Source organism: Variovorax sp. GW821-FHT09D04, assembly GCF_059416405.1.
In genome coordinates this window covers 257,068-282,052 of the sequence record NZ_JBWKPA010000002.1, presented here as the reverse complement: position 1 = coordinate 282,052, position 24,985 = coordinate 257,068, and the positions used below count along the sequence as shown (strand labels likewise).

Below are 24,985 nucleotides of genomic sequence, written 5' to 3'. Positions count from 1 at the left end.
GACCATGGCCCTTTCCGACCACCTGCAGATCGTGCCCGCCGACGCACAGGCGAGCTTTCTGCCGCCCCAGCAGCAACAGGCCACGCAGGCCCGCAACGAGGAAGACGACGGCCCGACGCTGGAAGAAGCCATCGACCGCGCCGAAGCCTTGGGCGAACAGATCGACGCGCTCAACGAGATCCTGGCGCGCCCGCTGAAAGACATCCTCGCGGACCGCGAAAAGTCCGAAGAGGCCGCACTGGCCTGGGACCGTTTCGGCGCGATGTGGATGCTGTCGCAGCGCGCCATGCGCCGTGTCGCGCTCGACCTGGCGGCGCAGCTCGGCGTGAGCGAGGAAGAGGTCGTGGCCCGCGCCATGGCGAACGCCAATGCGGTGCTCAACGGCGCGGACGAAGTCGACCTCGGCGGCTCCATCGCACCGGCACAGCTGCAGCACATCGCCCGTCACCGCAACTTCCTGCGCGCCCAGTTCCGCACCGGCTGACGCGCGCGGCCTTTCGATATCCCTTAGCCTTGCGGCCTTCTCCTGCTCCCACACACCCATGACCACCTCCGCTTCTTCCCACCTCACCGTCATCACCGGCGCCTCGCGCGGCCTGGGCCGCGCCATGGCCGAACAGCTGCTGCAGGCCGGCCACACGGTGCTCGGCATCGCGCGCAAGTCCTCGCCCGAACTCGCCGAAGCCCCCAAGGCCGGCGGCGCCGAACTGACGCAATGGGAGCAGGACCTGTCCGACCCGGTGGCCGCCGCGGCGCGCCTGTCGGACTGGCTGCGTACGCTGGACGGCCAGCGCTTCGACAGCGTCACGCTCATCAACAACGCCGGCACCGTCGGCAACCCCGCGCCGCTGTCGCGCGCCGTGCCGGCCGAACTGGCGCAGGCGCTGCGCATCGGGCTCGAAGCGCCGATGCTGCTCACGGCCGCTTTCCTCGGCGGCACGCGCGAATGGCGCGGCGCGCGCAAGGTGCTGAACATCTCGTCGGGCCTGGGCCGCAACGCCCTGGGCAGCCAGGCGCCGTACTGCGCGGCCAAGGCCGGCATGGACCATTTCTCGCGCGCCGTGGCGCTCGAGGAGGTGCATGCACCGAACGGCGCACGCATCGTGTCGCTGGCGCCCGGCATCATCGACACCGACATGCAGGTGCAGCTGCGCGGCGCTTCGGCCGAACAGTTCCCGGACCGCACGCGTTTCGTGAGCATGAAGGAAGAAGGCCGGCTCGACAGCCCCCAGAGCGCCGCGGCCAAGGTGCTCGCCTACCTGGCGCGCGCGGACTTCGGCAGCAACCCCGTGGCCGACGTGCGCGACCCGGCCTGAACACGGCGACCACATCATGGCCACCGCAAAGTCCATCGACACCGTCGAATACAAGCTCTTCCCATCGCCGAGGAACGTGCACCGCATCGTCTTCGAGCACCAGGTGTTCGTGCCGTACCCGTACGCGCTGATCGTGATGGACGAGTTCTATTTCAAGGGCCGCTACAGCCTGTTCTCGGCCTGCCGCATGAGCGACGGGAAGATGGGGCAGGTGGCGACGTTCGAGGATGCGGCGGACGTCGAGATCTTCAACGCCAAGTTCGTGCCTGATTGAGCTCGCCCCCAGGCTTCGCGCACTTCGTGTCGCTTCGCCAACCCCCTGCCGGGGGCAACACCAGCGGCCCGGCAAAGCCGGTTCCGCGGTGTTCCTGCTGAAAACCCCTCTTACTCGATCGTCGCGCCCGAGGCCTGCACGATCCCCTTCCACTTCTCGTAGTCGGTCTTCAGCAGCGCGCCGAACTGCTCCGGCGTCATGCTTTGCGGCTCGGCGCCCTGGGCAATGATGGCCGCCTTCATTTCGGGCGTGGCCAGCAGCTTGTTGATCGCCGCGTTCAGCGTGGCGACCACGTCCTTGGGCGTGCCGGCCGGCACGAAGACGCCGTACCAGGTGCTCACGTCGAAGTCCTTGTAGCCCAGCTCGGCCACGGTGGGCGTGTCGGGCAGCGAGGTGCTGCGCTTGGCGGAGGTGACGGCCAGCGGGCGCAGCTTGCCGGCCTTGATCTGCGCCATGGCCGAGGGCACCGACGACACCATCAGGTCGACGTTGCCCGCGAGCACGTCCATCATGGCCGCGTTGGAGCCCTTGTAGGGCACGTGGCGCATCTTGATCTTGGCCGCGCCGTTGAAGATCTCGCCGGCCAGGTGGATGGTGGTGCCGTTGCCCGGCGAGCCGTAGGTGATGGTGTCGGGCGCGGCGCGCGCGGCCTTCACCACGTCGTCCAGCGTCTTGAACTTGGAGTTGGCCTGCGTGACGATCACCACGGGCGTGTAGGCCACGTGGGCCACGGCCGTGAGGTCCTTCACCGGGTTGTAGCTCAGGCTCTTGTAGAGCCAGGGCGCGACGACCATGTTGTCCTTCTGGCCCATCACGATGTCGTAGCCCGTGGGCGTGGCGCGCGCGGCCTCGGCGATGCCGATGGTGCCGCCGGCGCCCGCGCGGTTGTCGGGCACCACGGTCCAGTGGTTGGCCTCGGTGAGCTTCTGCGCGACCAGGCGCGCCAGGATGTCGGTGCCGCCGCCGGGCGGGAAGGGCACGACCATGCGGATGGGCTTGGCGGGGTAGGCGGCGGTCTGGGCGTGGGCCGGGGCGGTGGCCGCCACGGCGGTGAAGGCCAGCGCGAAGGCCAGCGGACGGAGGAAGTTCGATGGGGTCATGGGGGCATTGTCTCGTTCTGGGGGCAAGGGGGATGCAGTCTGCCGGAAGTGCCGATGCAGGGTTTTCGCGGTTCGCGATGGCCCTCGTCTCGGCTGGCGGGGGCAGAACGCGGGGCGGTGCGTACTTTCGGACGCCTTGACATGCCGCGAGGCGAGTCGAATACTCCACCAAATGGTTGAGTATTTCTGGCTCGCCCGGCGCTCGGCGGCTTCCGGGCGCCCATCCTCTTTGCAGGAGGCACCCATGCTCGGACACATCAATGCAGTGGCCAACCTGGCGGTGAAAGACCTCGCCGTGGCCCGACGCTTCTACGAAGACACGCTCGGCCTCGCGCAGGTCGATGCCGAAGGCGACGAGGTCGTCGTCTACCGCAGCGGCAACACGCGGCTCAACGTCTACCGCTCGGCCTTCGCGGGCACCAACCAGGCCACGGCCGTGACCTGGTCGGTCGATGGCGACATCGAGCGCCTCGTGGCCGCGCTCAAGGCCAAGGGCGTGCGCTTCGAGCACTACGACATGCCCGACACCACGCTCGCGGGCGACATCCACGTCATGGGCGACATGAAGGTCGCGTGGTTCAAGGACCCGGACGGGAACATCCTGAACCTCACCAACGTCTGAGGGGCCCCTGTCCATCCGGCATCCCCCGTTTGGGGGAAGCCAAGGGCGACGCGCTGCGGACAATTCCTCCTGCCATGCACCGGCCTGGCATGGAGGAGTCACCACATGAGCGCACCGCCGCCCGAGCAGTCAACGCCTGAACCACCCGCGCGCCCCGAGCGCGTCGCGGTCATCGCCATCCACGGCGTGGCCGACCAGAAGGCCGGCGACACGGCCCGCGCCATTGCCTCGCTGATGCTCAACCACCCCGGCCCCGGCGCCACCTACCGCCAGGCCGATTGCGACAGCCACCTCCTGCCGGTGCCGCCGCTGACCTCGATGGTGCAGCAGCGCACGGGGCATCAGGACAAGACCGAGAAGGCCGCCACGGAAGGCGGCGCTGCGCAGAAGGCCTACGTGCCGCCCGTGCGCAAGGCGATGCGGCAATCGAAGACCTCGGACTTCAGCGCCGACGACTGGATCTCGACCGCCGAGGCCGACGACGCGGGCGTGGTGCGCGCCGCCAAGGGACGCGGGCCGCTCACGCCGCGCGAGCTGAAGAAGAGCAACCCCGACATCGCCTTCAGCGACTACCTGCTGTTCAAGTCGCAGCGCGCCGAGCCCGACCACGAGGCCTACGAGGCCACGCGCGTGCGCATGACGCGCGACGCCACCGATGCGAACGGGCAGCCGGTGCAGCAGCGTATCGACGTGCACGAGATGTACTGGGCCGACCTGTCGCGCCTGCCGGGTTCGGTGGCGCGCATCGTCGCCGAGCTGTTCACCATCGTGTTCCGCCTCTCGCAGCTGGGCCGCGACGCGGTGGACCGCGCCGCCGAGGCGGCCGGCGTGAACAGGAAGCCCCGCCCGCCCGGCGCGCGGCGCTGGGCCTGCCTGGCGTCGCTGCAGACCGCGCTCGACTGGGCCTTTGCCAACCTGCTGGCGAACCTCTTCCTGCAGCTGCTGCTGGTCGGGCTGGTGATCGCGGGGCTTGGCGGGCTGGCGCGGGTCGAGCCCGCGCCCCATGCGTTGTCGCTCACCGAACTGCTGCGCCGGGTGCTGGCCGTGGCCGTGCCGGTGCTGGCGATCTGGTGGTACTGCTACCAGGCGCGCACCCAGGCTTCCTCGCGGATCGTGGTGGGCCTGTACGCGCTCCTGGCGGGCTGGCTGCTGTGGGCGTTGGTGCCCGCGCACTGGGTGGTCGGCGTGGCCTGGCTGGCGCTGCTCGCCGCGTTGGCCGACCGCGCCCTGCGCATCGCGCGCGACCGCTTTCCGGCGGCGCGCACCTGGGGGCTGGGGCTGATGGCGCTGACCGCGGCGGCGCTGTTGGTGCACGTGGCGATCAACGCCTCGGCCGCGGGCGCCACGGACGACCTGCGCCACTGGGTGCGCGCCGGCATGCGGGTGGTCGAGTACCTGCTGTTGGGCGTCGTGGCCTGGTGGGGCGTGGCCGGCGTGCTGCTCATCGCCTGGCTGCTCGCCGGGGAGACGGTGCCCGACCGCGGCGCCGCCGCGCGCGCCAGCATCGCCACGGGGCGGCTGGGGCTGTTCGTGTCGGTGGCGGCGTTCGTGGCGCTGTCGATGGTGTCGTGGGCCGTGCTGACGAACCTCGTGGAGCTCGGCGCGAAGGACGTCGACTACGCGCCGTTCTGGTTCGGCAAGGACGTCTACTGGGCCGACGGCGCGAACTTCCTGCACAGCCGCTACGAGAAGAGCACGCAGGCCTTCGCCTTGACGGCCGGCCTCACGCTGTCGCTGCTGGCCTACCTGGTGGCGGTGCTGGTGCCCAGCCTGTTCGCCGAGCTCAAGGTGGCCTTCGGCACCTCGCAGGGCCTGGGCCGCTGGCTCGGCGCGGGCTACCGGCGGCTGGACCGCTTCGTCGCCGTGCTGACCAGCGCCAGCGTGGTGGTCGCCTTCGCGGTGGCCCTGTTGCTGGTGCTCAAGCAGTGCAATGTCTCGGTCGGGGGGTGGATCGACGAGGCGGTGATCTGGGTGTCGGCGCTGTCGCAAAGCGGGCTCAAGCCGCTGATCTTCACCGCCGCCACGCTGGCCGCTTCCGTCTCGCTGCTCGGCGGTTTTCTCACGCGCACCGTGCCGGGCCTGCGCATGCCGCTCGACGTGGCGCTGGACGTCGACGGCCACTTCCGCGAGTTCCCGCGCCGCGCCATTCCGCGCGCGCGCATCTTCTCGCGCTACGTGTCGCTGCTGGAGCATGTGGCGGCGCAGGGCTACGACCGCATCGTGATCGTGGCGCACAGCCAGGGCACGGTGATCTCGACCGAGCTGCTGCGCTACCTGCAGTTCCGCGCCGCGCAGCAGGTCGATGCGCGGGTGACCGACCTTTGGGCGGCGCTCAACAAGAGCCGCTTGCTGCTGCTCACCGCCGGCTGCCCGCTGCGCCAGCTGTATGCGGCGCGCTTTCCGCACCTCTACGGCTGGGTGACGGCGGAAGACGCGAACGGCGGTGGGCCGAGCGCGGCCCAGGTCGGCGTGGCCCGCTGGGTCAACCTGTACACGGCGGGCGACTACGTCGGGCGCTGGCTCTGGGGCGCGGACGACAAACCCTACGAACAGGTGACGACGCCGCCGGCCTGGTGTGTCGCGGCCGAGCACGAGGCCTGCCTCGGCCTGGGCGCCCACACCCATTACTTCGATCTCGACCAGGCGCACGTGGCGCGCTGGATCGACTGGATGGTGACGGCGCGCCCATGAAAAAAGCCGGCCCGCAGGCCGGCTTTTCTTCATGCCGAAAGCGCGGGCTTCAGCCGAAGTTTTTGGCCGCGAAGTCCCAGTTCACCAGCTTGGCCAGGAAGGTCTCGACGAACTTCGGACGCAGGTTGCGGTAGTCGATGTAGTACGCGTGCTCCCACACGTCCACCGTCAGCAGCGCGGTGTCGGCGGTGGTCAGCGGCGTGCCGGCGGCGCCGGTGTTCACGATGTCCACCGAGCCGTCGGCCTTCTTCACCAGCCAGGTCCAGCCCGAGCCGAAGTTGCCCACGGCCGACTTCACGAAAGCTTCCTTGAAGGCGTCGTAGCTGCCCCACTTGGCATCGATGGCCTTGGCCAGCGCGCCGGTGGGGGTGCCGCCGCCCTGGGGCTTCATGCAGTTCCAGAAGAAGGTGTGGTTCCAGATCTGGGCGGCGTTGTTGTAGATGCCGCCGCTGGACTTCTTGACGATCTCTTCGAGCGTCATCGCTTCGAACTCGGTGCCCTTTTGCAGGTTGTTCAGGTTCACCACGTAGGCGTTGTGGTGCTTGCCGTGGTGGAACTCGAGCGTTTCCTTCGAATACTCGGGGGCCAGCGCGTCGATGGCGTACGGCAGCGGGGGAAGGGTGTGTTCCATGGGGGTCTTTCTTTCTAGTTGGTGGATAAAAACAAAAGGTGCCTCAGGCGCGGGCCTTGGGCACGATGCGGTAGGCGCAGCGCCGCGCGCCCGCGAGCACGTGCTCGACACGGCTCACGTCGGCCTCGGGCCCCAGCACCTCGTCGAAGAGCTGCAGTTCGCTGCGGCAAAAGCCGGTGCAGGCCTGCGCCGCGGTGCAGATGGGGCAGTGGTTCTCGATGAAGAGAAAGCCGTCGCCCTCGGCCCGGTACTCGGCCATGTAGCCCTCGCGGCTGCGGATGTCCGCGAGCCGTTCGAGCCGCGTCTCGAGATTGCGCGCGCCGCGCATGGCCTCGGTGTAGGTGGCGCGCATGGTGGCTTCGCGCGCGCCGATGAGCTGGTCCATGCCCTTTTCGCCGAACACGCTGATCACGGCGCTGATCATCTGCACCGTCATCTCGGCGTGCGTGTCGGGAAAGCGCTTGTGGCCCTCGCCGGTGAGCCGCCAGATCTGGGTGGGGCGGCCGCGGCCGCTGGAGCGGCTCTCGGCGTCCACCAGCCCTTCGGTCTCGAGCTTGGACATCTGCTGGCGCACCGCCTCGACCGTCACGTGCAGCACCTTGGCGATGTCGGGGATGCCGAGCGCGCCGCGGGTCTTCAGCGTGGAGAGGATGCGGTCTGCCGGCTGGTGCGGCATCCAGGTGGGCTTGGTGGCATCGGGGGCGGACATGGCGGCTTCGGTCGTGGGGGAAAACAGCGTCATTGTCAGGTGGTTGGGCCTCCCCTCGCATCCGTGGGCGCTTGCCAGCCTCCGCCCAGCGCTTTGTACAGCGCGACGAGGCTGGTGAACGAGGCCGTTTCAGCCTCGGCCACGGCATCCTGCGCGCGCAGCAGGGTGCGCTGCGCGTCGAGCACGCTCAGGTAGGGTGCGGCGCCTTCGCGGTAGCGCACTTCGGCCAGCTCGGCGGCGCGGCCGCTGCGGGCCGAGGCCTCCAGCAGCCGCTGCAGGCGCAGCTGGTTCTGGCCGTAGCCGGTGAGGGCGCTTTCGACGTCCTCGATGGCGCGCAGCACGGTCTGCTCGTAGACGGCGCGCTCGCCCTCGGCCCGGGCCTCGGCGCCGCGCAGGCGGGCCTTGACCGAACCCAGCCGCAGCGCAGGCCAGCTCACGCCGGGCGTGACGCTGAAGGCGCGGCTCGACGAACTGCCCAGGTCGGCACCGCGCAGCGCGATGAAGCCCAGGAAGCCGCCGATGTCGACGCGCGGGTACAGCTCGGCCGTGGCCGCGCCCACGTCGGCGGTGCTGGCGGCCAGGCCGCGCTCGGCGCGCAGCACGTCGGGTCGGCGGCGCAGCAGATCGCCCAGGTCGCCGATGGGCAGGCGCTTGTCGAGCACGCGCAGCGGGTGCGGCTGCAGCATGGGCGCCAGCTCGGGCGGGCGCAGGCCCGCCAGCACGGCGACACGGTGCGCGGCCTGGCGGCGCGTGGTCTCGAGCGCGGGCAGCTGGCTCTCGGTGCTGGCCAGGTTGGCCTGCGCGCTCGCCAGGTCGCCTTCGAGGCCGCGCCCGGTGCGCACCTGCGCCTCGGTCACGCGCAGGCTCTGGCGCAGGCTCTCGAGCGTGCGCTGCGTCACGGCCAGGCGCTGCTCGGCGCCGCGCATCTCGTAGTAGTTGCGCGCCAGTTCGGCCACGGCCACGATGCGCACCTGTTCGAGGTCGGCCGCGCTGGCCTGAGCGCGCGCGGTGGCGGCTTCGTCCAGGCGCTGCAGGCGGCCGAACAGGTCGATCTCCCAGCCGGCGTCGAAGCCGGCGCGGCTGCTTTGCGCCAGCGTGCGCGCATCGGCCGGCACGCCGTTGCCCTGCGCGATGCTGCGCGTCTTGCTGGCGCCCAGCGTCACCACGGGCAGGCGGTCGAGTTCGGCCTCGGTCTGCATCGCACGCGCTTCCAGCAGCCGCGCGTGGGCGATGCGGATGTCGTGGTTTCCGGCCAGCGCGCGTTCGATGAGCGCGTCGAGCTGCGGGTCGTCGAGCTGGCGCCACCAGTCGCGCTGCACCGCGTCGGGCGCGAACAGCGCGCGCTCGGGGGCGGCGATGGCCACCGGCGCATCGTTCGGCGCGGCGTACTTCGGCCCGACCGCGCAACCGGCCAGCACCAGCAGGCTGAGGGCGAACGGCGCGGCGTAGGAGAAGGGTCTTCTTGTCGTCATGGTCATGCTCCCGGTGTCTCAGACGGTGTCGCCCGCAGGCTCGCGCGCCACGAGCGCCTCGAGTTCGGCGGCGCGTTGCGAGCGGCCCACCGTGCGGTGGTCGCGCGCCAGCAGCGTGTACATGGTGGGCAGCACGAACAGCGTGAACAGCGTGCCCACCAGCATGCCGACCACGATCACCAGGCCGATGCTGAAGCGGCTGTTGGCGCCCGCGCCGCTGGCGAACAAGAGCGGCACCAGGCCCACCACCATCGCGGCCGTGGTCATCAAAATCGGGCGCAGCCGGATGCGCGCGGCCTGCTCGATGGCGGCGCGGCGCTCCAGGTTCAGGCGCTCCTGGATCTCGTTGGCAAACTCCACCATCAGGATGCCGTGCTTGCTGATGAGCCCGATCAGCGTCACCAGCCCGATCTGCGTGTAGATGTTGATGGTGGCAAAGCCCAGCGCCAGCGGCACCAGCGCGCCGCAGATCGACATCGGCACGCTGACCAGGATGATCAGCGGGTCGCGCAGGCTCTCGTACTGCGCGGCCAGCACCAGGTAGATCACCACGATCGCGAACACGAAGGCCATCACCAGGGCAGAGCCTTCCTGCGTGAACTGGCGTGCGTCCGACTGCCAGTCGTAGCTGAAGCCGGCCGGCAGCTTCTTCGCCTCTTCGCTGAGGAACGCCACGGCGTCGCCCATGGTCACGCCCGGCATCGGAATGGCCTGGAAGGTCGCGGCGTTGAGCTGGTTGAACTGCGTGAGTTTGTTGGGCCCCACGCTGGTCGACAGCTGCACCAGGTTGGCCAGCGGCACGGGCTGGCCGCTCGCGCTCTTCACGAAGTAGCGCGACAGGGCCTCGGCCGTGAGCCGCTGGTCGCGCGGCGACTGCGGAATCACGTCATACGAGCGCCCGTCCATGCCGAAGCGGTTGACGTAGTTCTCGCCCACCAGCACCGCCAGCGTGTCGCCGATGGCCTTCATGGTCACGCCCATGCTGTTGGCCTTGGCGCGGTCCACGCGCACTTCGGTCACCGGGTTGTTGAACTCCAGGTCGCTGTCGACCACGGCGAACTTGCCGCTCTCGCGCGCCGCCTTCTTCAGCGTTTCCATCGCCTCGAACACGCTGCGGTGGTCGCCCGCGCTGCGGATCACCATCTGCACCGGAAGCCCGCCGGTCGAACCGGGAAGCGACGGCAGCTGAAAGGCGAACACGCTGCTGCCCTCGACCTCGTTCATGCCGCCTTGCACGTCGCCCTGGATCTGGTCGGCGTTGCGCTGGCGAGCGTTCCAGTCGGACAGCTGCACGCCGCCGATGCTGTTGGAGACGCCGTCCGAGCCGTTGATGAGCCAGCGGCCGGTGTTCTCGGGCAGCTTGGCCAGCACCTCGTCCCACTTCTGGCCGAACTTCTCGACGTAGTCGATGTTGGCGTGCTGCGGCGACTTGATGACGGTCATCACCATGGCCTGGTCTTCGCCCGGCGCCAGCTCGCGCTGCGCCGCGTTGTACAAGAAGGGCAGGCTCACGAGCACGGCCGCCGCCAGCAGGCCCGTGACCCAGCGGTGGTGCAGCGACACGTCGAGCAGCCGGCCGTAGGCCGTGGCCAGCTTGTGGAAGAAGGCCTCGGCATAGCGCGCCATGCGGCCCGCCGTCGCGTCCTGCGGTAGCAGGAACGAACTCATCACCGGCGACAGCGTGAGCGCGATCACGCCCGACACCACCACCGCGCCCGCCAGCGTGAAGGCGAACTCCTTGAACAGCGAGCCCGTGAGTCCGCCCATGAGGCCGATGGGCGCGTACACCGCGGCCAGCGTGAGCGTCATCGCGATCACCGGGCCGGCCACTTCGCGTGCGCCGATCAGCGCGGCCTGCACGCGCGACTTGCCTTCCTCGATGTGGCGGTGCACGTTCTCCACCACCACGATCGCGTCGTCCACCACCAAGCCGATGGCCAGCACCATCGCCAGCAGCGTGAGCAGGTTGATGCTGAAGCCGAACAGCAGCATCAGCGCCGCGGCACCGAGCATCGACAAGGGAATCGTCACCACCGGAATGAGCACCGCACGCAGCGAGCCCAGGCACAGAAAGATCACCAGCACCACGATGGCGATGGCTTCGAGCAGCGTCTTCTGCACCTCGTCGATCGAGGCCTCGATGAAGCGCGCGAGTTCAAAAGGCAGCTGCACCTCCACGCCCGGCGGCAGGTTCTGCTTGATGCCGGGCAGCAGGTCGCGGATGCGCTTCACGATCACCAGCGGGTTGCCGTTGGGCGCGGCCTGCAGGCCGAGGTAGATGGCCTTGTCGCCGTCCATCGTCGCGCTGCTGTCGGCACTCGCCGCGCCGAGTTCCACCGTGGCCACGTCGCCCAGGCGCACGATGGCATCGCCGTCACGCTTGATGACCATGTCGCGGAACTCCGCCACGTTCACCAGGTCGGTGTTCACGCGGATGTTCGACACCACGTACAGGCCCTTCACCTGCCCGGGTGCGGCCTGCACGTTGTTCTGGCGCAGCGCGTCGGCCAGCTCGCCGGCCGAGATGCCGCGCGCGGCCATGCGGTTGGCATCGAGCCACACGCGCATCGCCAGCGTCTGCCCGCCCGACACCTCGACGCCCGAGACGCCCTCGATCGACGCGAACTGCGGCTGCACCACGCGCGAGAGGTAGTCGGTGAGCTGCGGCACGGGCATCGTCTTGCTCGAGAAGCCCACGTAGGCGACGGCCGTGGCCTCGCCCGACGACTTGAGGATCACGGGGTCGAAGGCCTCGGCCGGCAGCCGGTACTTCACCTGACTGACCTGCGCCATGGCCTGCGTGAGCGCCTGGTTGGCGTCGGCGTTGAGCTTCATGCGCACGCTGATCACGCTGCGGCCCAGTGTGGACGAGGACGAGAGGTAGTCGACGTTCTCGATGGTCGCCACCGCCTGCGCGATGGGCTGCGTGACGAAGCCCTGCATCAGCTCCGGCGAGGCGCCGGGGTACTGCGTGGTGATGGTGAGCGTGGTGCTCTCGGTGAGCGGGTACTGGCGCACCGGCAGGTCGCCCAGCGCACGCGCGCCGAGCAGCAGGATGAGCGTGCTCACCACCAGCGCCAGCACGGGCCGGCGCACGAAGAGGTCGGTGAACTTCATGACTTCGCGTCCTGCAGGGCCAGCGTGTCCTTCGCGGCCGGGGCCACGGCGGCGCCGTTGTACAGGCGCAGCTGGCCCGAGGTGACGACCTGCTCGCCGGCCTTCAGGCCCTGCTCGACGACGACCAGGCCGTCTTGCCGCTCGCCGGTCTTCACGAACACCTGCTGCACCGAGAAGCCGTCGCCCTTGTCGCCAGCGCGCACCACGAACACCGAGTCGCCGTGCGTGCTGTAGGTGATGGCGGTTTCAGGCACCGCGATGGCGTCGGCGCGCGCGGGCAGCGCCACCTTGGCGTTGACGTACATGCCGGGCGTGAGCGCGCCGTCGGCGTTGTCGACCGTGGCCTGCAGCCGCACGGTGCGCGTGTCGCTGCCGATCATGGGCTCGATGGCGCTGAGCTTGGCGGGGAACACGCGGCCCGGGTAGGCATCGACCGCGAGCGCCACCGCCTGGTTGCGCCGCAGCGCCGGCAGCGCGTTCTCGGGCAGCGTGAGGTTGGCGAACAGCGTGCGCGCATCGGTGAGCGACACCAGCGCATCGCCGGCGCGCACGAACTGGCCGAGGTTGACCTTGCGGATGCCCAGCACGCCGTCGAACGGCGCCCGGATGTGCTTCTGCTCGATGAGCGCCTGCACGCGGCGCAGCTCGCCGCCGGCCTGGTCGAAGGCGGCTTGCGCCTGTTCCATCTGCTCCTGGGTGGCCGCCTGCTGCGGCAGCAGGCGGCGCGTGCGCTCGAGCAGGGCCCTGGCATTGGCCTGCTGGGCGCGCAAGCGTTCGAGGTCGCCCTGTTCGGGCGCGTCGTTCAGCTGCACCAGCAGCTGGCCGGCACGCACCTGCGCGCCCGGCGTGAAAAGGATCTTCGCGACCCGTCCCTCCACCTCGGCCGGCACCTCGACCTGCCGGTTGGCCTCCAGCGTGCCGATGCCGCCGAGAAAGCGCGCCATCTCGGTTTGCCGCGCGGGGGCCACCGCCACCTTGGCCGGCGGCATGGCGCCGCCCTGTGCATGGGCCGGCTGGAATTTCGCCACGAGCCCGTAGCCCGCCGCGCCCAGCACCGCGACCGTGAGACCGGCGCCGAGCCAGGTCCTGGATTGTTTGTTCATACGCAACCTGCTTTTTTATCAAAGAAAGTGCTTTGATTATTAGATCGCGTCCGAATGCTGTCGAGAAAGACGTGGCAATGGCCCCGATAGGGCAGGGCTATCTTTGGCGTGGCGTGCATGGTGGGTGCTCCGGGTGGTTGCGCGGGGACATCCCCGCACCCCGAAGACGGACAGCGCGTCGCTTTTGTGACGCGGCGCCGGCGTGCAATCGCCATACGGCCGCCGGGACATCGCTCGCGCCGCCAAGCGCCGATGTACATTGCGACCTGCGCATGAACCTATTCAGCATGGCCACCAAACCCCGTAAGAAGTCCGCGGCTGTCACCGAGGACGAGGTCTTCGACATGGCCGCCGACCTGTTCCGGGCCATGGCCGCGCCCATGCGGCTGAAGATCGTGAGCCTGCTGTGCAACGGCGAGAAGAACGTGAGCGAGCTGCTCGCGCAGATCGACACCACGCAGCCCAACATGTCGCAGCACCTGAACACGCTCTACCAGGCGGGCGTGCTCGCCCGACGCCGCGACGGCGTGAGCATCTACTACAGCATCGCGAACGAGACCGTGGTGGCGCTGTGCCGCAGCATCTGCGTGCAGATCGCCATCGAGCAGGAATAAGAAGAGAAGAAGAGGGCCGGCATCAGCCGGCTTTCGCGCCTCAGGGCTTCAGGTAGACGTAGCCTTCCTTCGCCTGCAGCCGCGCCACCTCGGCCACGCCCGAGGGCACCACCTTGGTTTCCATCAGCAGCTTGCCCGCGTCGATGTTGCGCGTGGTCAGCGTGTTGTTGCACACCTTGAACTCCACGCCGCGCCCGGCCAGCGCACTCACCGGGCCGCTGAACTCGCGGCCTCGGCTGTCCTTGGCGTCGCTCAGCAGGAAGTCGATGCCGGGGCCGTGCGTGACCACCACGATCTTCGCCTTCGGCTCCGCGTTCAGGTGGTTCGTGATGTTCGCGAGGATGGCGGCGCTGCTCTCCACGCCGGTGTTGACGTGGTAGACCACCTTGGTCTCCTGCGCGCCCGCGAACGTGGCGACCATGGCGAGCAGGAAAGCGATGAATGCGTGTCTCATGGGGAACCCTCTGGCTGTTGTCGTTGCCCGCAAAATATCATCTTCTGCTTATATTTACAGCCGGGCAAGCCCGCGGCCCTCGCCGCCCAGCCCGCAGGAGACGACCCACGATGTTCCCGTGCCGGCCCACCGCCGTTCGCGCGAAGGCACTGCTGATGTGTGCTGCGCTCTGGCTGAGCGCCAGTGCCGCGTTCGCCGCTCCCGAGATCCGCCCGCTGCCCGTGGCGCCCGACATCTACTACGTGCAGGGCATCCCCGCGCTGGGCTCGAAGGAGAACCAGAACTTCATCTCCAACGCCGGCTTCGTCGTCACGCGCGACAGCGTCGTGATGATCGACGCGCTCGGCTCGCCCGCCGTCGCCGAGCGCATGGTGGAAGAGATCCGCAAGCTCACGCCCAAGCCGATCAGCCACGTCATCCTCACGCACTACCACGCCGACCACATCTACGGCCTGCAGGTGTTCAAGGCGCTGGGCGCGCAGATCGTGGCGCACACGCGGGGCAAGAGCTACCTCACGTCCGACACCGCGCGGCTGCGGCTCGAGGCCTCGCGCCAGGAGCTCGCGCCGTGGATCGACGAGCGCACGCGGCTGGTGCCGGCCGATGTGTGGATCGACGGCCGCACCGAGCTGACGATTGGCGGCACGCGCTTCGTGATCCAGCCCGCCGGCCCCGCGCACACGCCCGAAGACCTCGCCATCTTCCTGCCGCAGCAGAAGGTGCTGTTCACCGGCGACATCGTGTTCCGAAACCGCACGCCCTACGTGGGATCGGCCGACAGCCGGCACTGGATCACGTCGCTCGACGCGCTGCTCGCACTCGACGCGCGCACCATCGTGCCGGGCCACGGCCCCGCATCGGACGACCCGGCGCAAGACCTGCGGCAGACGCGCGACTACCTCGTCTTCCTGCGCGGCGCGATGCAGAAGGCCGCGACCGAGATGACGCCCTTCGATGAAGCCTATGCCGCCACCGACTGGTCGCGCTTCGAGGCCTGGCCGCTGTTCAAGGTCGCCAACCGCATGAATGCCTACAACACGTACCTGCTGCTGGAGCAGGAGGCGCGATGAGCGGCGACCGCACGCGCCGGCAGCTCGTCGCGGGCCTTGCCGCGTGGTGCGTCGCGCCGATGGCTGTGCATGCGGCTGAGGTGCAGCAATTGCCCGCACCCGTCTCGCTGGGCGGCGCGCTCGCGGCGGCGTTAGCCCGCTCGCAACCGCTGGTCGTCATGGCCAGCCTGCAGGGCTGCCCGTTCTGCAAGATCGTGCGCGAGCACTACCTCGCGCCTGAAGTCGCAGCCGGCCTGCCCGTGGTGCAGATCGACTTTCGTGACGCGCGCACCGTGCGCGACTTCGACGGCGCCACGCGCACGCACGACGCGCTCATCAAGGCATGGCACGTCAGCGTCGCGCCGACCGTGCTCTTCTTCGGCCGCAACGGCCGCGAGGTCGCCGAGCGCCTGACCGGCGGCGACTCGGACTTCTACGGCGCCTACCTCGAAGCACGCCTGCAGCAAGCGCGCACCGCCGTGCGCGGCTGACGTTATGCATGGCGAAACCGAACGGGTTTCCCCCAAGAGCAAAGCCCTTCCCTTGTTCACGATCGTCCCTAAAATCAATACATAACGATTTACTTATTTAACGATGAAACCGGCCGCTTCGGGGCGCGTTTCGAGGAGACCGAATTGAAGTTGCTGCTGCCGTCGCTCGCCGTCGCTGTCACCGCCTTGCTGCTGTCGACACCGGCCCTTGCCAACAAGGAACTGGCCCAGAAGAACGCCTGCCTCGCCTGCCATGCGGTCGACAAGAAGCTGGTCGGCCCGGCCTACCTCGACGTCGCGAAGAAGTACACCGGCCAGGCCGACGCGCTCGCCGCGCTCACCGCGAGCATCCAGAAGGGCAGCACCGGCAAGTGGGGCGCCGTGCCCATGCCCGCGCAGCCTGCGATGAGCGAGGCCGATGCCAAGGCGCTGGCCGCCTGGGTGTTGGGCGGCGCCAAGTAAGGCCCACGGACGCGACGCCATGAGCGGCAGCATCCAGCAGACCGGGCAGGTGCGCAAGGCACCCGAGAATTTTCTCGACGCGCAGGGCGTGCGCGCCGTCTTCGCCGAAGCCGGCAAGGGGCGGCGCGACTTCATCCGCAACGCCTTCGCCGCCGCCGTGGCAGGCACGGCGGCCACGTCGTCCGCGCTCGCGCAAACGCGCACCGCCGTGGGCGACGGCGACCCCGCCATATTGAATCTGCCCGCGCACAGCACGGGCCTCGGCCAGCCGGTGGTCACCGACGGCTACGGCAAGCCTTCCAAGTACGAAGCCAACGTGCAGCGCCGCCAGAGCCCGGGGCTCACGCCGACCGCACAGGCCTCGGTGTCGTTCGCGCCGCTGCAGTCGCTGTTCGGCATCGTCACGCCCAGCGGCCTGCACTTCGAGCGGCACCACCAAGGCTGGTGGGACATCGATCCCTCGAAGCACCGGCTGATGGTCAACGGCATGGTGAAGACGCCGAAGGTCTTCACGCTCGACGAGCTGATGCGCCTGCCCTCGGTGTCGCGCTTTCACTTCATCGAGTGCGGCGCCAACACCGGCATGGAATGGGGCAACGTCGCGGTGCCGACGGCCCAGTACACGCACGGCATGCTGTCGTGCAGCGAGTTCACCGGCGTGCCGCTGATCACGCTGCTCGAGATGGCGGGCGCCGACCTCAAGGGCGAGCGCTTCGTGCTCGCCGAAGGCGCCGACGGCTCGTCGATGACGCGCACCATTCCCATGAGCCTCATCCGCTCCGGCGAGGTGCTCGTGGCCTACGGCCAGAACGGCGAGATGCTGCGGCCCGAGCAGGGCTACCCGCTGCGGCTCGTGGTGCCCGGCGTGCAGGGCGTGAGCTGGGTCAAGTACCTGCGCCGCATCGAACTGGGCGACCAGCCCTACGGCGCCAAGGACGAGACCGTGCACTACGTCGACCTCATGCCCGACGGCCAGCACCGCCAGTACACCAGCATCCAGGAATGCAAGAGCGTCGTGACCACGCCTTCGGGCGGGCAGATGCTGCTGGACAAGGGCTTCTACAACATCACCGGCCTCGCATGGTCGGGCCGCGGCAAGGTGAAGCGCGTGGACGTGAGCGTGGACGGCGGGCGCAACTGGCGCACCGCGCGGCTCGAATCGCCCGTGCTCTCGAAGTGCCTCACGCGCTTCAACATCGACTGGGTGTGGGACGGCACGCCCGCCATCATCCAGAGCCGCGCGATGGACGACACCGGCTACGTGCAGCCCAGCTACAAGCAGCTGCGCGCGGTGCGCGGCACGCGCTCGATCTATCACAACAACGCCATCCAGTCGTGGCAGGTGCAGGCGAACGGGGAGGTGGCGAATGTCCAGCTTTCCTAAGCGCGCGCTGCTGCTGCTCGTTCTCGCATGCGGTGCAGCCGCATGGGCACAGCCGAAGACGGCAGGCTACGCCGGCATCGGCCGCGACGCCACGCCCAGGGAAGTGGCCGCGTGGGACATCGACGTGCGCCCCGACTTCAAGGGCCTGCCGCCCGGCTCGGGCTCCGTCACGCGCGGGCAGGACCTGTGGGAAGGCAAGTGCGCCTCGTGCCACGGCGTGTTCGGCGAATCGAACCAGGTGTTCAGCCCCATCGTCGGCGGCACCACGGCCGAGGACATCAAGAGCGGCCACGTCGCGCGCCTGAAAGACCCGGCCTTCCCGGGCCGCACCACGCTGATGAAGGTCACGAGCCTGTCGACCGTGTGGGACTACGTGTACCGCGCCATGCCGTGGAACCAGCCCAAGTCGTTGACACCCGACGACGTGTACGCCGTCACCGCCTACATGCTGAACCTCGGCGGCATCGTGCCCGACGATTTCACGCTGTCCGACAAGAACATCCGCGAGGTGCAGGCCCGCATGCCCAATCGCAACGGCGGCACCACCGCGCACGCGATGTGGCCCGGCAGCGAGTTCGGCCGCGCGGCCAAGCCCGACGTGCCGGCCGTGGCCTGCATGCGCGACTGCGTGCCGGCGGCGTCGTCCGTCGCGCAGTTGCCGCCGCATGCGCGTGGCAGCCACGGCAACCTCGCCGACCAGAACCGGCTGGTGGGCGCACAGCGCGGCATTGCCACCGCAGCGCCTGCTGCTGTTGCCGTGAAGACCAGCGCACCGGCCGCGGCCCCGAAAGTGCCCGTGGCGCTGCTCGAGAAGAACAGCTGCACCGCCTGCCACGGCATGACGCAGAAGCTCGTCGGCCCCGCCTTCTCGGACATCGCGAAGAAGTACCCCGGCCAGACCGACCACCTGCTGCAGAAGATCAAGGCAGGCAGCACCGGCGTCTGGGGGGCGATCCCGATGCCGCCGCAGACCCTCGGCGACGATGATGCCAAGGCCATCGCACGCTGGCTCGCCGACAGCGCCGGACCATGATTCGACAGGAGACAACCCCATGACAAACCGCAGACAGATGCTCACGCAGTCCGCCGCCCTCGCAGGCCTGGCGGCCACCGCCGGCTGGCTCCCCGCCACCGCGTTCGCCTATTCCAAAGACGCCTTCGACGCCAAGAGCGTGGCCGACGCGCTCAAGGCCGTGGGTGTCACCGGCGCGCCCACCGAGAGCAAGGACGTCACCATCACCGGCCCCGACATCGCCGAGAACGGCGCCGTGGTGCCGCTCAGCGTGGCCACCGCCTTGCCCGGCGTGAAGCAGCTCATGCTGCTGGTCGAGAAGAACCCCAACGCCGTGGTCGCGATCTTCAACACCTCGGAGTTCGTCGAGTCGAACTTCACCACGCGCGCCAAGCTGGGCCAGTCGTCCGACGTGTACGCGATCGCGGTCATGAACGACGGCAAGGCGCTCTTCGCCAAGAAGGAAGTCAAGGTCACGCTCGGCGGCTGCGGCGGCTGAGCGACGGGCTTCACACACAGAACACGACGAGAAGAAGGAGACCACCATGGCAGATCCCATGCGCATCCGCGCCCAGGCCGCGGGCGACAAGACGACCGTGCGCATCCTCATGGCGCACGAAATGGAAACCGGCCAGCGCAAGGACGCCGCGGGCAAGACCATCCCCGCCTGGTTCATCCAGGAGGTCACGGCCTCGCTCAACGGCAAGACCGTGCTCACGGCCGACTGGGGCCCGGCGGTGTCGAAGAACCCCTTCATGCAGTTCACGCTGAAGGGCGCGAAGGCCGGCGACAAGATCGCCGTGACCTGGAAGGACAACCGCGGCGACACCCGCACCGACGAAGCCACCGTCAGCTGACGCTTTCTTCGCCCACGCGGGCGCTCGCTCGCGTGTTGTGTTCCCCACGAGAAAAAAAGGCGGCCCCATGAGGACAACCACATGCCTGAGCCTGCTGGTGCTGGCCGGCAGCATCGCACTGCCCGCCGCGGCGCAGAAGACCACGGCCGAAGGCATCGCGGAATACCGCGCGCTGCTGCAGGACGGCAACCCCGCCGAACTGTTCGAGGCCAAGGGCGAAGACCTCTGGAAACAGAAGCGCGGTCCCAAGGCCGCATCGATGGAGAAGTGCGACCTCGGCAAGGGCCCGGGCGTGGTGAAGGGCGCGTTCGCCGAACTGCCGCGCTACTTTCCCGACACCGGCCGCGTGCAGGACATGGAGTCGCGCCTGCTCACCTGCATGGAAACCTTGCAGGGCTTCGACGCCGCCGCCATCGCCAAGACGCCGTTCGGCCAGGGCGAGCAGAAGAACCTCGAGGGGCTGGTGGCGTGGATCTCGGCCGAATCGAAAGGCCTGCCGCTGAACCTGCCGCAGTCGCACGCCAGCGAACGCCGCGCCTATGAAGTGGGCAAGCGCCTGTTCTTCCTGCGCGCCGGCCCGCACGACTTTGCGTGTGCGACCTGCCACGGCGCCGACGGCAAGCGCATCCGCCTGCAAGACCTTCCCAACCTCACGAAGAACCCCGGCGCGGGCGAAGGCTTCGGCGCCTGGCCAGCCTACCGCGTGTCGTCGGGCGAGCTGTGGGGCATGCAGCGCCGGCTCAACGACTGCTTCCGCCAGCAGCGCTTTCCGTACCCGGGCTACGCCAGCGACGTGACCGTGGCGCTGGCCGTGTACATGGGCGTCAACGGCAAGGGCGGCAAGACCACCGCGCCCGCCATCAAGCGCTGAAGGAGCCACGCCATGAAATCCGATCATTTCTTCGGCCTGGCCGCCGTGGCCTGCGCGCTCACCGTGTTCGGCTGCGCGTCCGTCGACAGCGCCGCCGAGCTCGACAAGCTCACCGCCGACGCGCTGCAGCGCTCCTTCCGCGACCAGGGCATCGCCAAGGTCGACCGCCTCGTGCAAGACCCGGCCAACCTCGCGTGCAGCGAGGCCGACGCCAGCGGCAAGCCGCTGGACGAGCAGCGCACCAAGGAGATCGAGGCCGCCAACATGAAGACCGTGCGCTGGCCCTCCGACGGCAAGTTCGTCGGCGACTGGCGCGAGGGCGAGAAGATCGCGCAGAACGGCCGCGGCCTCACCTGGACCGACGCCGCGAATGCGGCCAACGGCGGCAATTGCTACAACTGCCACCAGATGTCGAAGGAAGAAATCTCCTTCGGCACGCTCGGCCCGAGCCTGTACCACTACGGCAAGCTGCGCGGCGTGAGCGACCCGGCCAGCGCTGCGTCCAAGCCCATCGTCGAATACACCTGGGGCAAGCTGTGGAACGCGCGCGCCTACAACGCCTGCTCGAACATGCCGCGCGTCGGCCATTCCGGCATCCTCAACGAGAAGCAGATCCGCGACGTGATGGGCTTGCTGCTCGACCCCCAGTCTCCCGTCAACCGCTGAACGCCCGGCCTCTCTCTTCATGAACCTTTCCAAGCGCGAGTTCGTCCAGATGCTCGGTGCCGGCGCTGTCGCCGGCCTGGGCCTGGGTCGCCACGGCAGCAGCATGGCCGCCGGCCTCGACGGCATGTACACCGTGCCGGCCTTCGGCAACGTGTCGATGCTGCACATGACCGACTGCCACGCGCAGCTCAAGCCGCTGTACTTCCGTGAACCGGGCGTCAACATCGGCGTCGGAAACATGCGCGGCAAGGTGCCGCACCTCGTGGGCGAGCACCTGCTGAAAGCCGCAGGCGTGAAGCCCGGCACGCGCATGGCGCACGCGCTCACCTACCTCGACTTCGACAAGGCCGCGCAGCGCTACGGCAAGGTCGGCGGCTTCGCGCACCTGGCCACGCTGGTCAAGCAGCTCAAGGCCAGCCGTCCCGGCGCGCTGCTGCTCGACGGCGGCGACACCTGGCAGGGCTCGGCCACGTCGCTGTGGACCGATGCGCAGGACATGGTCGACGCCTGCAAGCTGCTCGGCGTCGACGTGATGACCGGGCACTGGGAGTTCACCTACGGCATGGCGCGGGTGCAGCAGATCATCGAGAAGGACTTTGCGGGCAAGGTCGAGTTCGTGGCGCAGAACGTCAAGACTGCCGACTTCGGCGACCCGGTGTTCAAGCCGTACGTGATGCGCGAGATCAACGGCGTGCCCTGCGCCATCATCGGCCAGGCCTTTCCGTACACGCCCATCGCCAACCCGCGCTACATGGTGGCCGACTGGACCTTCGGCATCCAGGACGACAACCTGCAGCGCGTGGTGAACGAGGCGCGCGCCAAGGGCGCGCAGGTGGTGGTGGTGCTGTCGCACAACGGCATGGACGTCGACCTGAAGATGGCCAGCCGCGTCACCGGCATCGACGCCATCCTGGGCGGCCACACGCACGACGGCACGCCCATGCCCACGCTGGTGAGCAACGGGGGCGGCAAGACCATCGTGGTCAACGGCGGCTCCAACGGCAAGTTCCTCGGCGTGATCGACTTCGACGTCAAGGGCAAGAAGGTGAGCGACTTCCGCTACCGCCTGCTGCCCGTGTTCTCCGACCTCATTCCGGCCGACAAGGAGATGGACGCGCTCATCACCCGCGTGCGCGCGCCCTACGAAGCCAAGCTGTCCGAAACCCTGGCCCACACCGACGGCGCGCTGTACCGGCGCGGCAACTTCAACGGCACCGGCGACCAGCTGCTGCTCGACGCGCTCATGGAAGTGCAGGACGCGCCCATCGCCTTCTCGCCCGGCTTCCGCTGGGGCACCTCGCTGCTGCCCGGCCAGGCGATCACGCGCGAGTGGCTGATGGACATGACGGCCACCACCTACTCGTACGCGACGGTGACGCAGATGACCGGCGAGACGCTCAAGACCGTGCTCGAAGACGTCTGCGACAACCTCTTCAACCCCGACCCCTACTACCAGCAGGGCGGCGACATGGTGCGCGTGGGCGGGCTGCAGTACACCTGCGACCCGACGGCCGCCATGGGCCAGCGCATCCAGGACATGCGCCTGGGCGGCAAGCCCATCGACGCCAGCCGCAGCTACAAGGTCGCGGGCTGGGCGCCGGTGAGCGAAGAGGCGCGCACCGCCGGCAACAAGCCGGTGTGGGAGGTCATCGAGCCGTGGCTGAAGTCGCGCAAGGTGGTGACCACGCGCCGGCTCGACGAACCCGTGCTGAAGAACATCGCGCCGAACCCCGGCCTGGGCTGAATGGGGCCCCGCACGCGCGGGGTCGCTCCCTAGAATCGGGGCATGTCCATCGCGCAGCTTTCCCTTCTCACCACGCTCGCGCTCGTGGCGGCCTTCGTGCTGTCGGCGGTGTTCGGCGCCGTCGCGCGTGCCACGCGCTTTTGCACCATGGGCGCGATCAGCGACGTGGTGGCGCTGGGCGACTGGACGCGCGTGAAGCAGTGGGCCGCGGCCGGCGGCGTCGCGCTCATCGGCTTCTCGGCGCTCGTGTTCGCGGGGCTCGTCGATGCCGACCGCACGCTCTACGCCTCGCACCAGATCCTCTGGCTCGCCGCGCTCGTCGGCGGCCTGCTGTTCGGCGTCGGCATGGTGCTGTCTTCGGGCTGCGGCAACAAGACGCTGGTGCGCCTGGGCGGCGGCAGCCTCAAGGCGCTGGTGGTGCTGGTGCTCATGGGCGTGTCGGCCTTCGCCACGCTGAAGGGCATCACCGCGGTGCTGCGCGTCGCGACCGTCGATGCGGTGCACATCGACCTGGCGATGAACGCGTCGCTGCCCGATGTGCTGGCCGCGTCTTTCCAACTGAACGCATCGTCGCTGCGCCTCGCGCTCGGCCTCGTGCTCGGCGGCGCGCTGCTCGTGTGGGCCGCATGGGGCCGCGAGACGCGCGACGTGCGCAGCCTCGTCGGCGGCATGCTGATCGGCGCGCTGGTCGTCGGTGCATGGTGGCTCAGCGGCCACTGGGCGGTGGTCGAGGAGCATCCGCTCACGCTCGAGCACGTGTTCCTCGCCACCAACTCTGGCCGTGCCGAAGCCTTGAGCTTCGTCACACCGGTGGCCTACGCGCTCGACTGGCTCATGTTCTACAGCGACGCCAACAAGCGGCTCACGCTGGGCATCGTGTCGGTGGCCGGCGTGGTGGCAGGTGCCGCACTGCACGCGCTGTGGTCGCGCGAATTCCGCTGGGAAGGCTTCGCCAACACCGGCGACCTCGCGCACCACGCGACGGGCGCGGTGCTCATGGGCATCGGCGGCGTCACGGCCATGGGCTGCACCATCGGGCAGGGCCTGAGTGCGCTGTCGACGCTGAGCATCGCGAGCCTGCCGGCCATCGCGGGCATCGTCATCGGCGCGGTGGTAAGCCTGAAGTACCAAGCCTGGCAGCTCGAACGCACGCTCTGACTTTCCAGGGCACGCATTGAAGCGAATCCTCACAATTTAGTTCGGTGCGCGGGGCGTTTTTCGCGCGTTCGCGACGATCGGGCGCGGTGGTGCTGGCTATCATTTTCCGCACCTGTTGCCGCTGCGAACGATGGCCTTCATCGACGGGCGCGGCACCGAACAACCACAACCGAGGGAGAGCGCCATGACTGCGCACAACAACCGATCGGCGCGCACGCGCCTGTTTGCCTTGAGCCTTTGCTTCTGCGCCGTGCTCGCGGCCTGCAAGGAAGACAACAAGCCGACGCCGGCGGCGGCCTCGCCATCGCCGTCCGCATCGGGCAAGACCCAGCCCGCCAAGGACCCGGCCCGCGTGCAGGCCGCGGCCCGCACCACCTACAGCCAGGGCTACAACCGGCTCATCGACGACAACCGCAGCGTGGGTGCCAAGTACAAGAGCTACGTGCAGATGAACGTGAACGGCAAGTCGCCGAGCGGGAACTCGTTCTATGGCAGCCCTTCCGATGTGCAGTCCATCGTGGACGACCTGAAGAAGGCACGTGCCGACGGCTCGGGCGACGCGGCGCTCGACGCGGCCGTCGACGGTGTGGTGGCCACGGGCGAGAAGCTCGTCGCCGTCTGGACGCCGATGGACCCGTACTACCGGTCCAAGAGTTTTCTCGAAGACAAGTGGGTCAAGGGCCGCGCGGCCGACGCCGACATGAACGCCGGCTTCAAGGGCCTGCTGGCCAGCATCGACAAGCTGGGCAGCGAGCTGGACCGCGTGCAGGAGGCGTCGCGCACCGAACGCATGGCCAAGCTCAAGGCCGAGGGCGACATGCTCAACTACCACACGCTGGCCTCGATGGCGGTGGCCAAGAAGTTCGTCAACGGCCTCGACCAGATCGACGGCCTGAAGAACAAGGACGCCGTCGCCAAGGTCGATGCGGCGGCCAGCGAGTTGCAGGCTTCGCTGGAAGAACTCTCCAAGGCGCTGGAAGAAGCCAAGGCCGCAGCCAAGGCCAAGGGGGAAGCAGGCAAGGCGCCCAACTACAACTACGAGTCGCTGCACGGCAGCCTGCTGAACATGATCGGCCAATGGCGCACGTTCAAGGACAGCAAGTTCCCGTCGACGTACAAGAACATCGTGAGCTACTACAACTCCGCCGTGGGTTCGTACAACCGCGGCTTCGGCCGCTGACCCGGGCC

At 68.8% G+C, this 24,985-nt stretch carries 25 protein-coding genes; 18 read left to right on the top strand and 7 right to left on the bottom strand.

Annotated features, from left to right (window positions below):
• Positions 1-4: 4 nt before the first annotated feature.
• The 3 genes from AC07O4_RS07565 to AC07O4_RS07555 are packed head-to-tail and all read left to right on the top strand — an operon-like array spanning position 5 to position 1,590.
• Positions 5-484 carry a hypothetical protein gene (locus AC07O4_RS07565; protein ID WP_062473882.1) on the top strand — a complete coding sequence of 160 codons (480 nt, stop codon included), beginning with the start codon at positions 5-7 and terminating at the stop codon, positions 482-484.
• 58 nt (positions 485-542) lie between these two features.
• Positions 543-1,316 (top strand): SDR family NAD(P)-dependent oxidoreductase, encoded by a 774-nt coding sequence (locus AC07O4_RS07560; RefSeq protein ID WP_487847490.1) that lies wholly within the window; start codon positions 543-545, stop codon positions 1,314-1,316.
• A gap of 16 nt (positions 1,317-1,332) precedes the next feature.
• Entirely contained in the window at positions 1,333-1,590 is a 258-nt protein-coding gene (locus AC07O4_RS07555) for a hypothetical protein (RefSeq protein ID WP_062473877.1), read from the top strand.
• A gap of 110 nt (positions 1,591-1,700) precedes the next feature.
• On the opposite strand, the gene AC07O4_RS07550 is transcribed toward AC07O4_RS07555, so the two are convergent.
• Positions 1,701-2,690: a Bug family tripartite tricarboxylate transporter substrate binding protein gene (locus AC07O4_RS07550; protein ID WP_495304185.1), complete on the bottom strand. Its 990-nt coding sequence runs from the start codon at positions 2,688-2,690 to the stop codon at positions 1,701-1,703.
• 244 nt (positions 2,691-2,934) lie between these two features.
• Between AC07O4_RS07550 and AC07O4_RS07545 the strand changes: the two genes are divergently transcribed.
• Complete coding sequence (locus tag AC07O4_RS07545) at positions 2,935-3,312, top strand: VOC family protein (protein WP_495304183.1); 378 nt, start codon at positions 2,935-2,937, stop codon at positions 3,310-3,312.
• A 105-nt stretch (positions 3,313-3,417) separates the two neighbouring features.
• Complete coding sequence (locus tag AC07O4_RS07540) at positions 3,418-6,003, top strand: hypothetical protein (protein WP_495304182.1); 2,586 nt, start codon at positions 3,418-3,420, stop codon at positions 6,001-6,003.
• Between the two features lie 49 nt (positions 6,004-6,052).
• Here AC07O4_RS07540 and AC07O4_RS07535 read toward each other — a convergent pair whose 3' ends face one another.
• From AC07O4_RS07535 to AC07O4_RS07515, 5 genes are read right to left on the bottom strand one after another with little or no spacing between them, the layout of a single operon-like run.
• Positions 6,053-6,634, bottom strand: coding sequence for a superoxide dismutase (locus AC07O4_RS07535; protein ID WP_495304180.1), 582 nt, complete (start codon positions 6,632-6,634; stop codon positions 6,053-6,055).
• Between the two features lie 43 nt (positions 6,635-6,677).
• Positions 6,678-7,343 carry a helix-turn-helix transcriptional regulator gene (locus AC07O4_RS07530; protein ID WP_492686917.1) on the bottom strand — a complete coding sequence of 222 codons (666 nt, stop codon included), beginning with the start codon at positions 7,341-7,343 and terminating at the stop codon, positions 6,678-6,680.
• 35 nt (positions 7,344-7,378) lie between these two features.
• The gene (locus AC07O4_RS07525) at positions 7,379-8,821 is read right to left on the bottom strand and encodes an efflux transporter outer membrane subunit (RefSeq protein ID WP_495304179.1); all 1,443 of its coding nucleotides are present in this window, start codon (positions 8,819-8,821) and stop codon (positions 7,379-7,381) included.
• Between the two features lie 12 nt (positions 8,822-8,833).
• Positions 8,834-11,932 carry a MexW/MexI family multidrug efflux RND transporter permease subunit gene (locus AC07O4_RS07520; protein ID WP_354347763.1) on the bottom strand — a complete coding sequence of 1,033 codons (3,099 nt, stop codon included), beginning with the start codon at positions 11,930-11,932 and terminating at the stop codon, positions 8,834-8,836.
• Positions 11,929-13,035: an efflux RND transporter periplasmic adaptor subunit gene (locus AC07O4_RS07515; RefSeq protein ID WP_495304177.1), complete on the bottom strand. Its 1,107-nt coding sequence runs from the start codon at positions 13,033-13,035 to the stop codon at positions 11,929-11,931. Before AC07O4_RS07515 ends, AC07O4_RS07520 begins: the two co-directional genes overlap by 4 nt.
• Before the next feature lie 287 nt (positions 13,036-13,322).
• Between AC07O4_RS07515 and AC07O4_RS07510 the strand changes: the two genes are divergently transcribed.
• Complete coding sequence (locus tag AC07O4_RS07510; RefSeq protein ID WP_062473861.1) at positions 13,323-13,649, top strand: ArsR/SmtB family transcription factor; 327 nt, start codon at positions 13,323-13,325, stop codon at positions 13,647-13,649.
• Between the two features lie 40 nt (positions 13,650-13,689).
• Here AC07O4_RS07510 and AC07O4_RS07505 read toward each other — a convergent pair whose 3' ends face one another.
• Positions 13,690-14,103 carry a DsrE family protein gene (locus tag AC07O4_RS07505; RefSeq protein ID WP_062473859.1) on the bottom strand — a complete coding sequence of 138 codons (414 nt, stop codon included), beginning with the start codon at positions 14,101-14,103 and terminating at the stop codon, positions 13,690-13,692.
• A 155-nt stretch (positions 14,104-14,258) separates the two neighbouring features.
• On the opposite strand from AC07O4_RS07505, the gene AC07O4_RS07500 reads away from it, so the two are divergent.
• The 12 genes from AC07O4_RS07500 to AC07O4_RS07445 all read left to right on the top strand — a co-directional run bounded on the left by AC07O4_RS07500 (position 14,259) and on the right by AC07O4_RS07445 (position 24,977).
• Positions 14,259-15,173: an MBL fold metallo-hydrolase gene (locus AC07O4_RS07500; protein WP_495304175.1), complete on the top strand. Its 915-nt coding sequence runs from the start codon at positions 14,259-14,261 to the stop codon at positions 15,171-15,173.
• Positions 15,170-15,643 carry a thioredoxin fold domain-containing protein gene (locus AC07O4_RS07495; RefSeq protein WP_495304174.1) on the top strand — a complete coding sequence of 158 codons (474 nt, stop codon included), beginning with the start codon at positions 15,170-15,172 and terminating at the stop codon, positions 15,641-15,643. Before AC07O4_RS07500 ends, AC07O4_RS07495 begins: the two co-directional genes overlap by 4 nt.
• 144 nt (positions 15,644-15,787) lie before the next feature.
• The gene (locus tag AC07O4_RS07490) at positions 15,788-16,105 is read left to right on the top strand and encodes a c-type cytochrome (protein ID WP_062473853.1); all 318 of its coding nucleotides are present in this window, start codon (positions 15,788-15,790) and stop codon (positions 16,103-16,105) included.
• A 19-nt stretch (positions 16,106-16,124) separates the two neighbouring features.
• Entirely contained in the window at positions 16,125-17,489 is a 1,365-nt protein-coding gene (gene soxC / locus AC07O4_RS07485; protein ID WP_095747119.1) for a sulfite dehydrogenase, read from the top strand.
• On the top strand, positions 17,473-18,522 hold the full coding sequence (locus AC07O4_RS07480) for a c-type cytochrome (protein ID WP_495304172.1): 1,050 nt from the start codon (positions 17,473-17,475) through the stop codon (positions 18,520-18,522). Before soxC ends, AC07O4_RS07480 begins: the two co-directional genes overlap by 17 nt.
• A gap of 19 nt (positions 18,523-18,541) precedes the next feature.
• Positions 18,542-19,000, top strand: coding sequence for a thiosulfate oxidation carrier protein SoxY (soxY, locus tag AC07O4_RS07475; protein WP_495304170.1), 459 nt, complete (start codon positions 18,542-18,544; stop codon positions 18,998-19,000).
• Between the two features lie 46 nt (positions 19,001-19,046).
• The gene (gene soxZ, locus AC07O4_RS07470; RefSeq protein ID WP_172438442.1) at positions 19,047-19,358 is read left to right on the top strand and encodes a thiosulfate oxidation carrier complex protein SoxZ; all 312 of its coding nucleotides are present in this window, start codon (positions 19,047-19,049) and stop codon (positions 19,356-19,358) included.
• A gap of 67 nt (positions 19,359-19,425) precedes the next feature.
• Positions 19,426-20,229, top strand: coding sequence for a sulfur oxidation c-type cytochrome SoxA (soxA, locus tag AC07O4_RS07465; protein WP_062473848.1), 804 nt, complete (start codon positions 19,426-19,428; stop codon positions 20,227-20,229).
• A 12-nt stretch (positions 20,230-20,241) separates the two neighbouring features.
• Positions 20,242-20,895, top strand: coding sequence for a sulfur oxidation c-type cytochrome SoxX (gene soxX / locus AC07O4_RS07460; protein WP_492686923.1), 654 nt, complete (start codon positions 20,242-20,244; stop codon positions 20,893-20,895).
• A gap of 19 nt (positions 20,896-20,914) precedes the next feature.
• Entirely contained in the window at positions 20,915-22,639 is a 1,725-nt protein-coding gene (soxB, locus tag AC07O4_RS07455) for a thiosulfohydrolase SoxB (RefSeq protein WP_495304168.1), read from the top strand.
• Positions 22,640-22,681: 42 nt separating this feature from the next.
• Complete coding sequence (locus tag AC07O4_RS07450; RefSeq protein WP_495304167.1) at positions 22,682-23,797, top strand: YeeE/YedE family protein; 1,116 nt, start codon at positions 22,682-22,684, stop codon at positions 23,795-23,797.
• Between the two features lie 184 nt (positions 23,798-23,981).
• A complete protein-coding gene (locus AC07O4_RS07445) occupies positions 23,982-24,977 on the top strand; it encodes a DUF3829 domain-containing protein (protein ID WP_495265128.1) in 996 nt (331 codons plus the stop codon).
• The last annotated feature ends 8 nt before the right edge of the window (positions 24,978-24,985 follow it).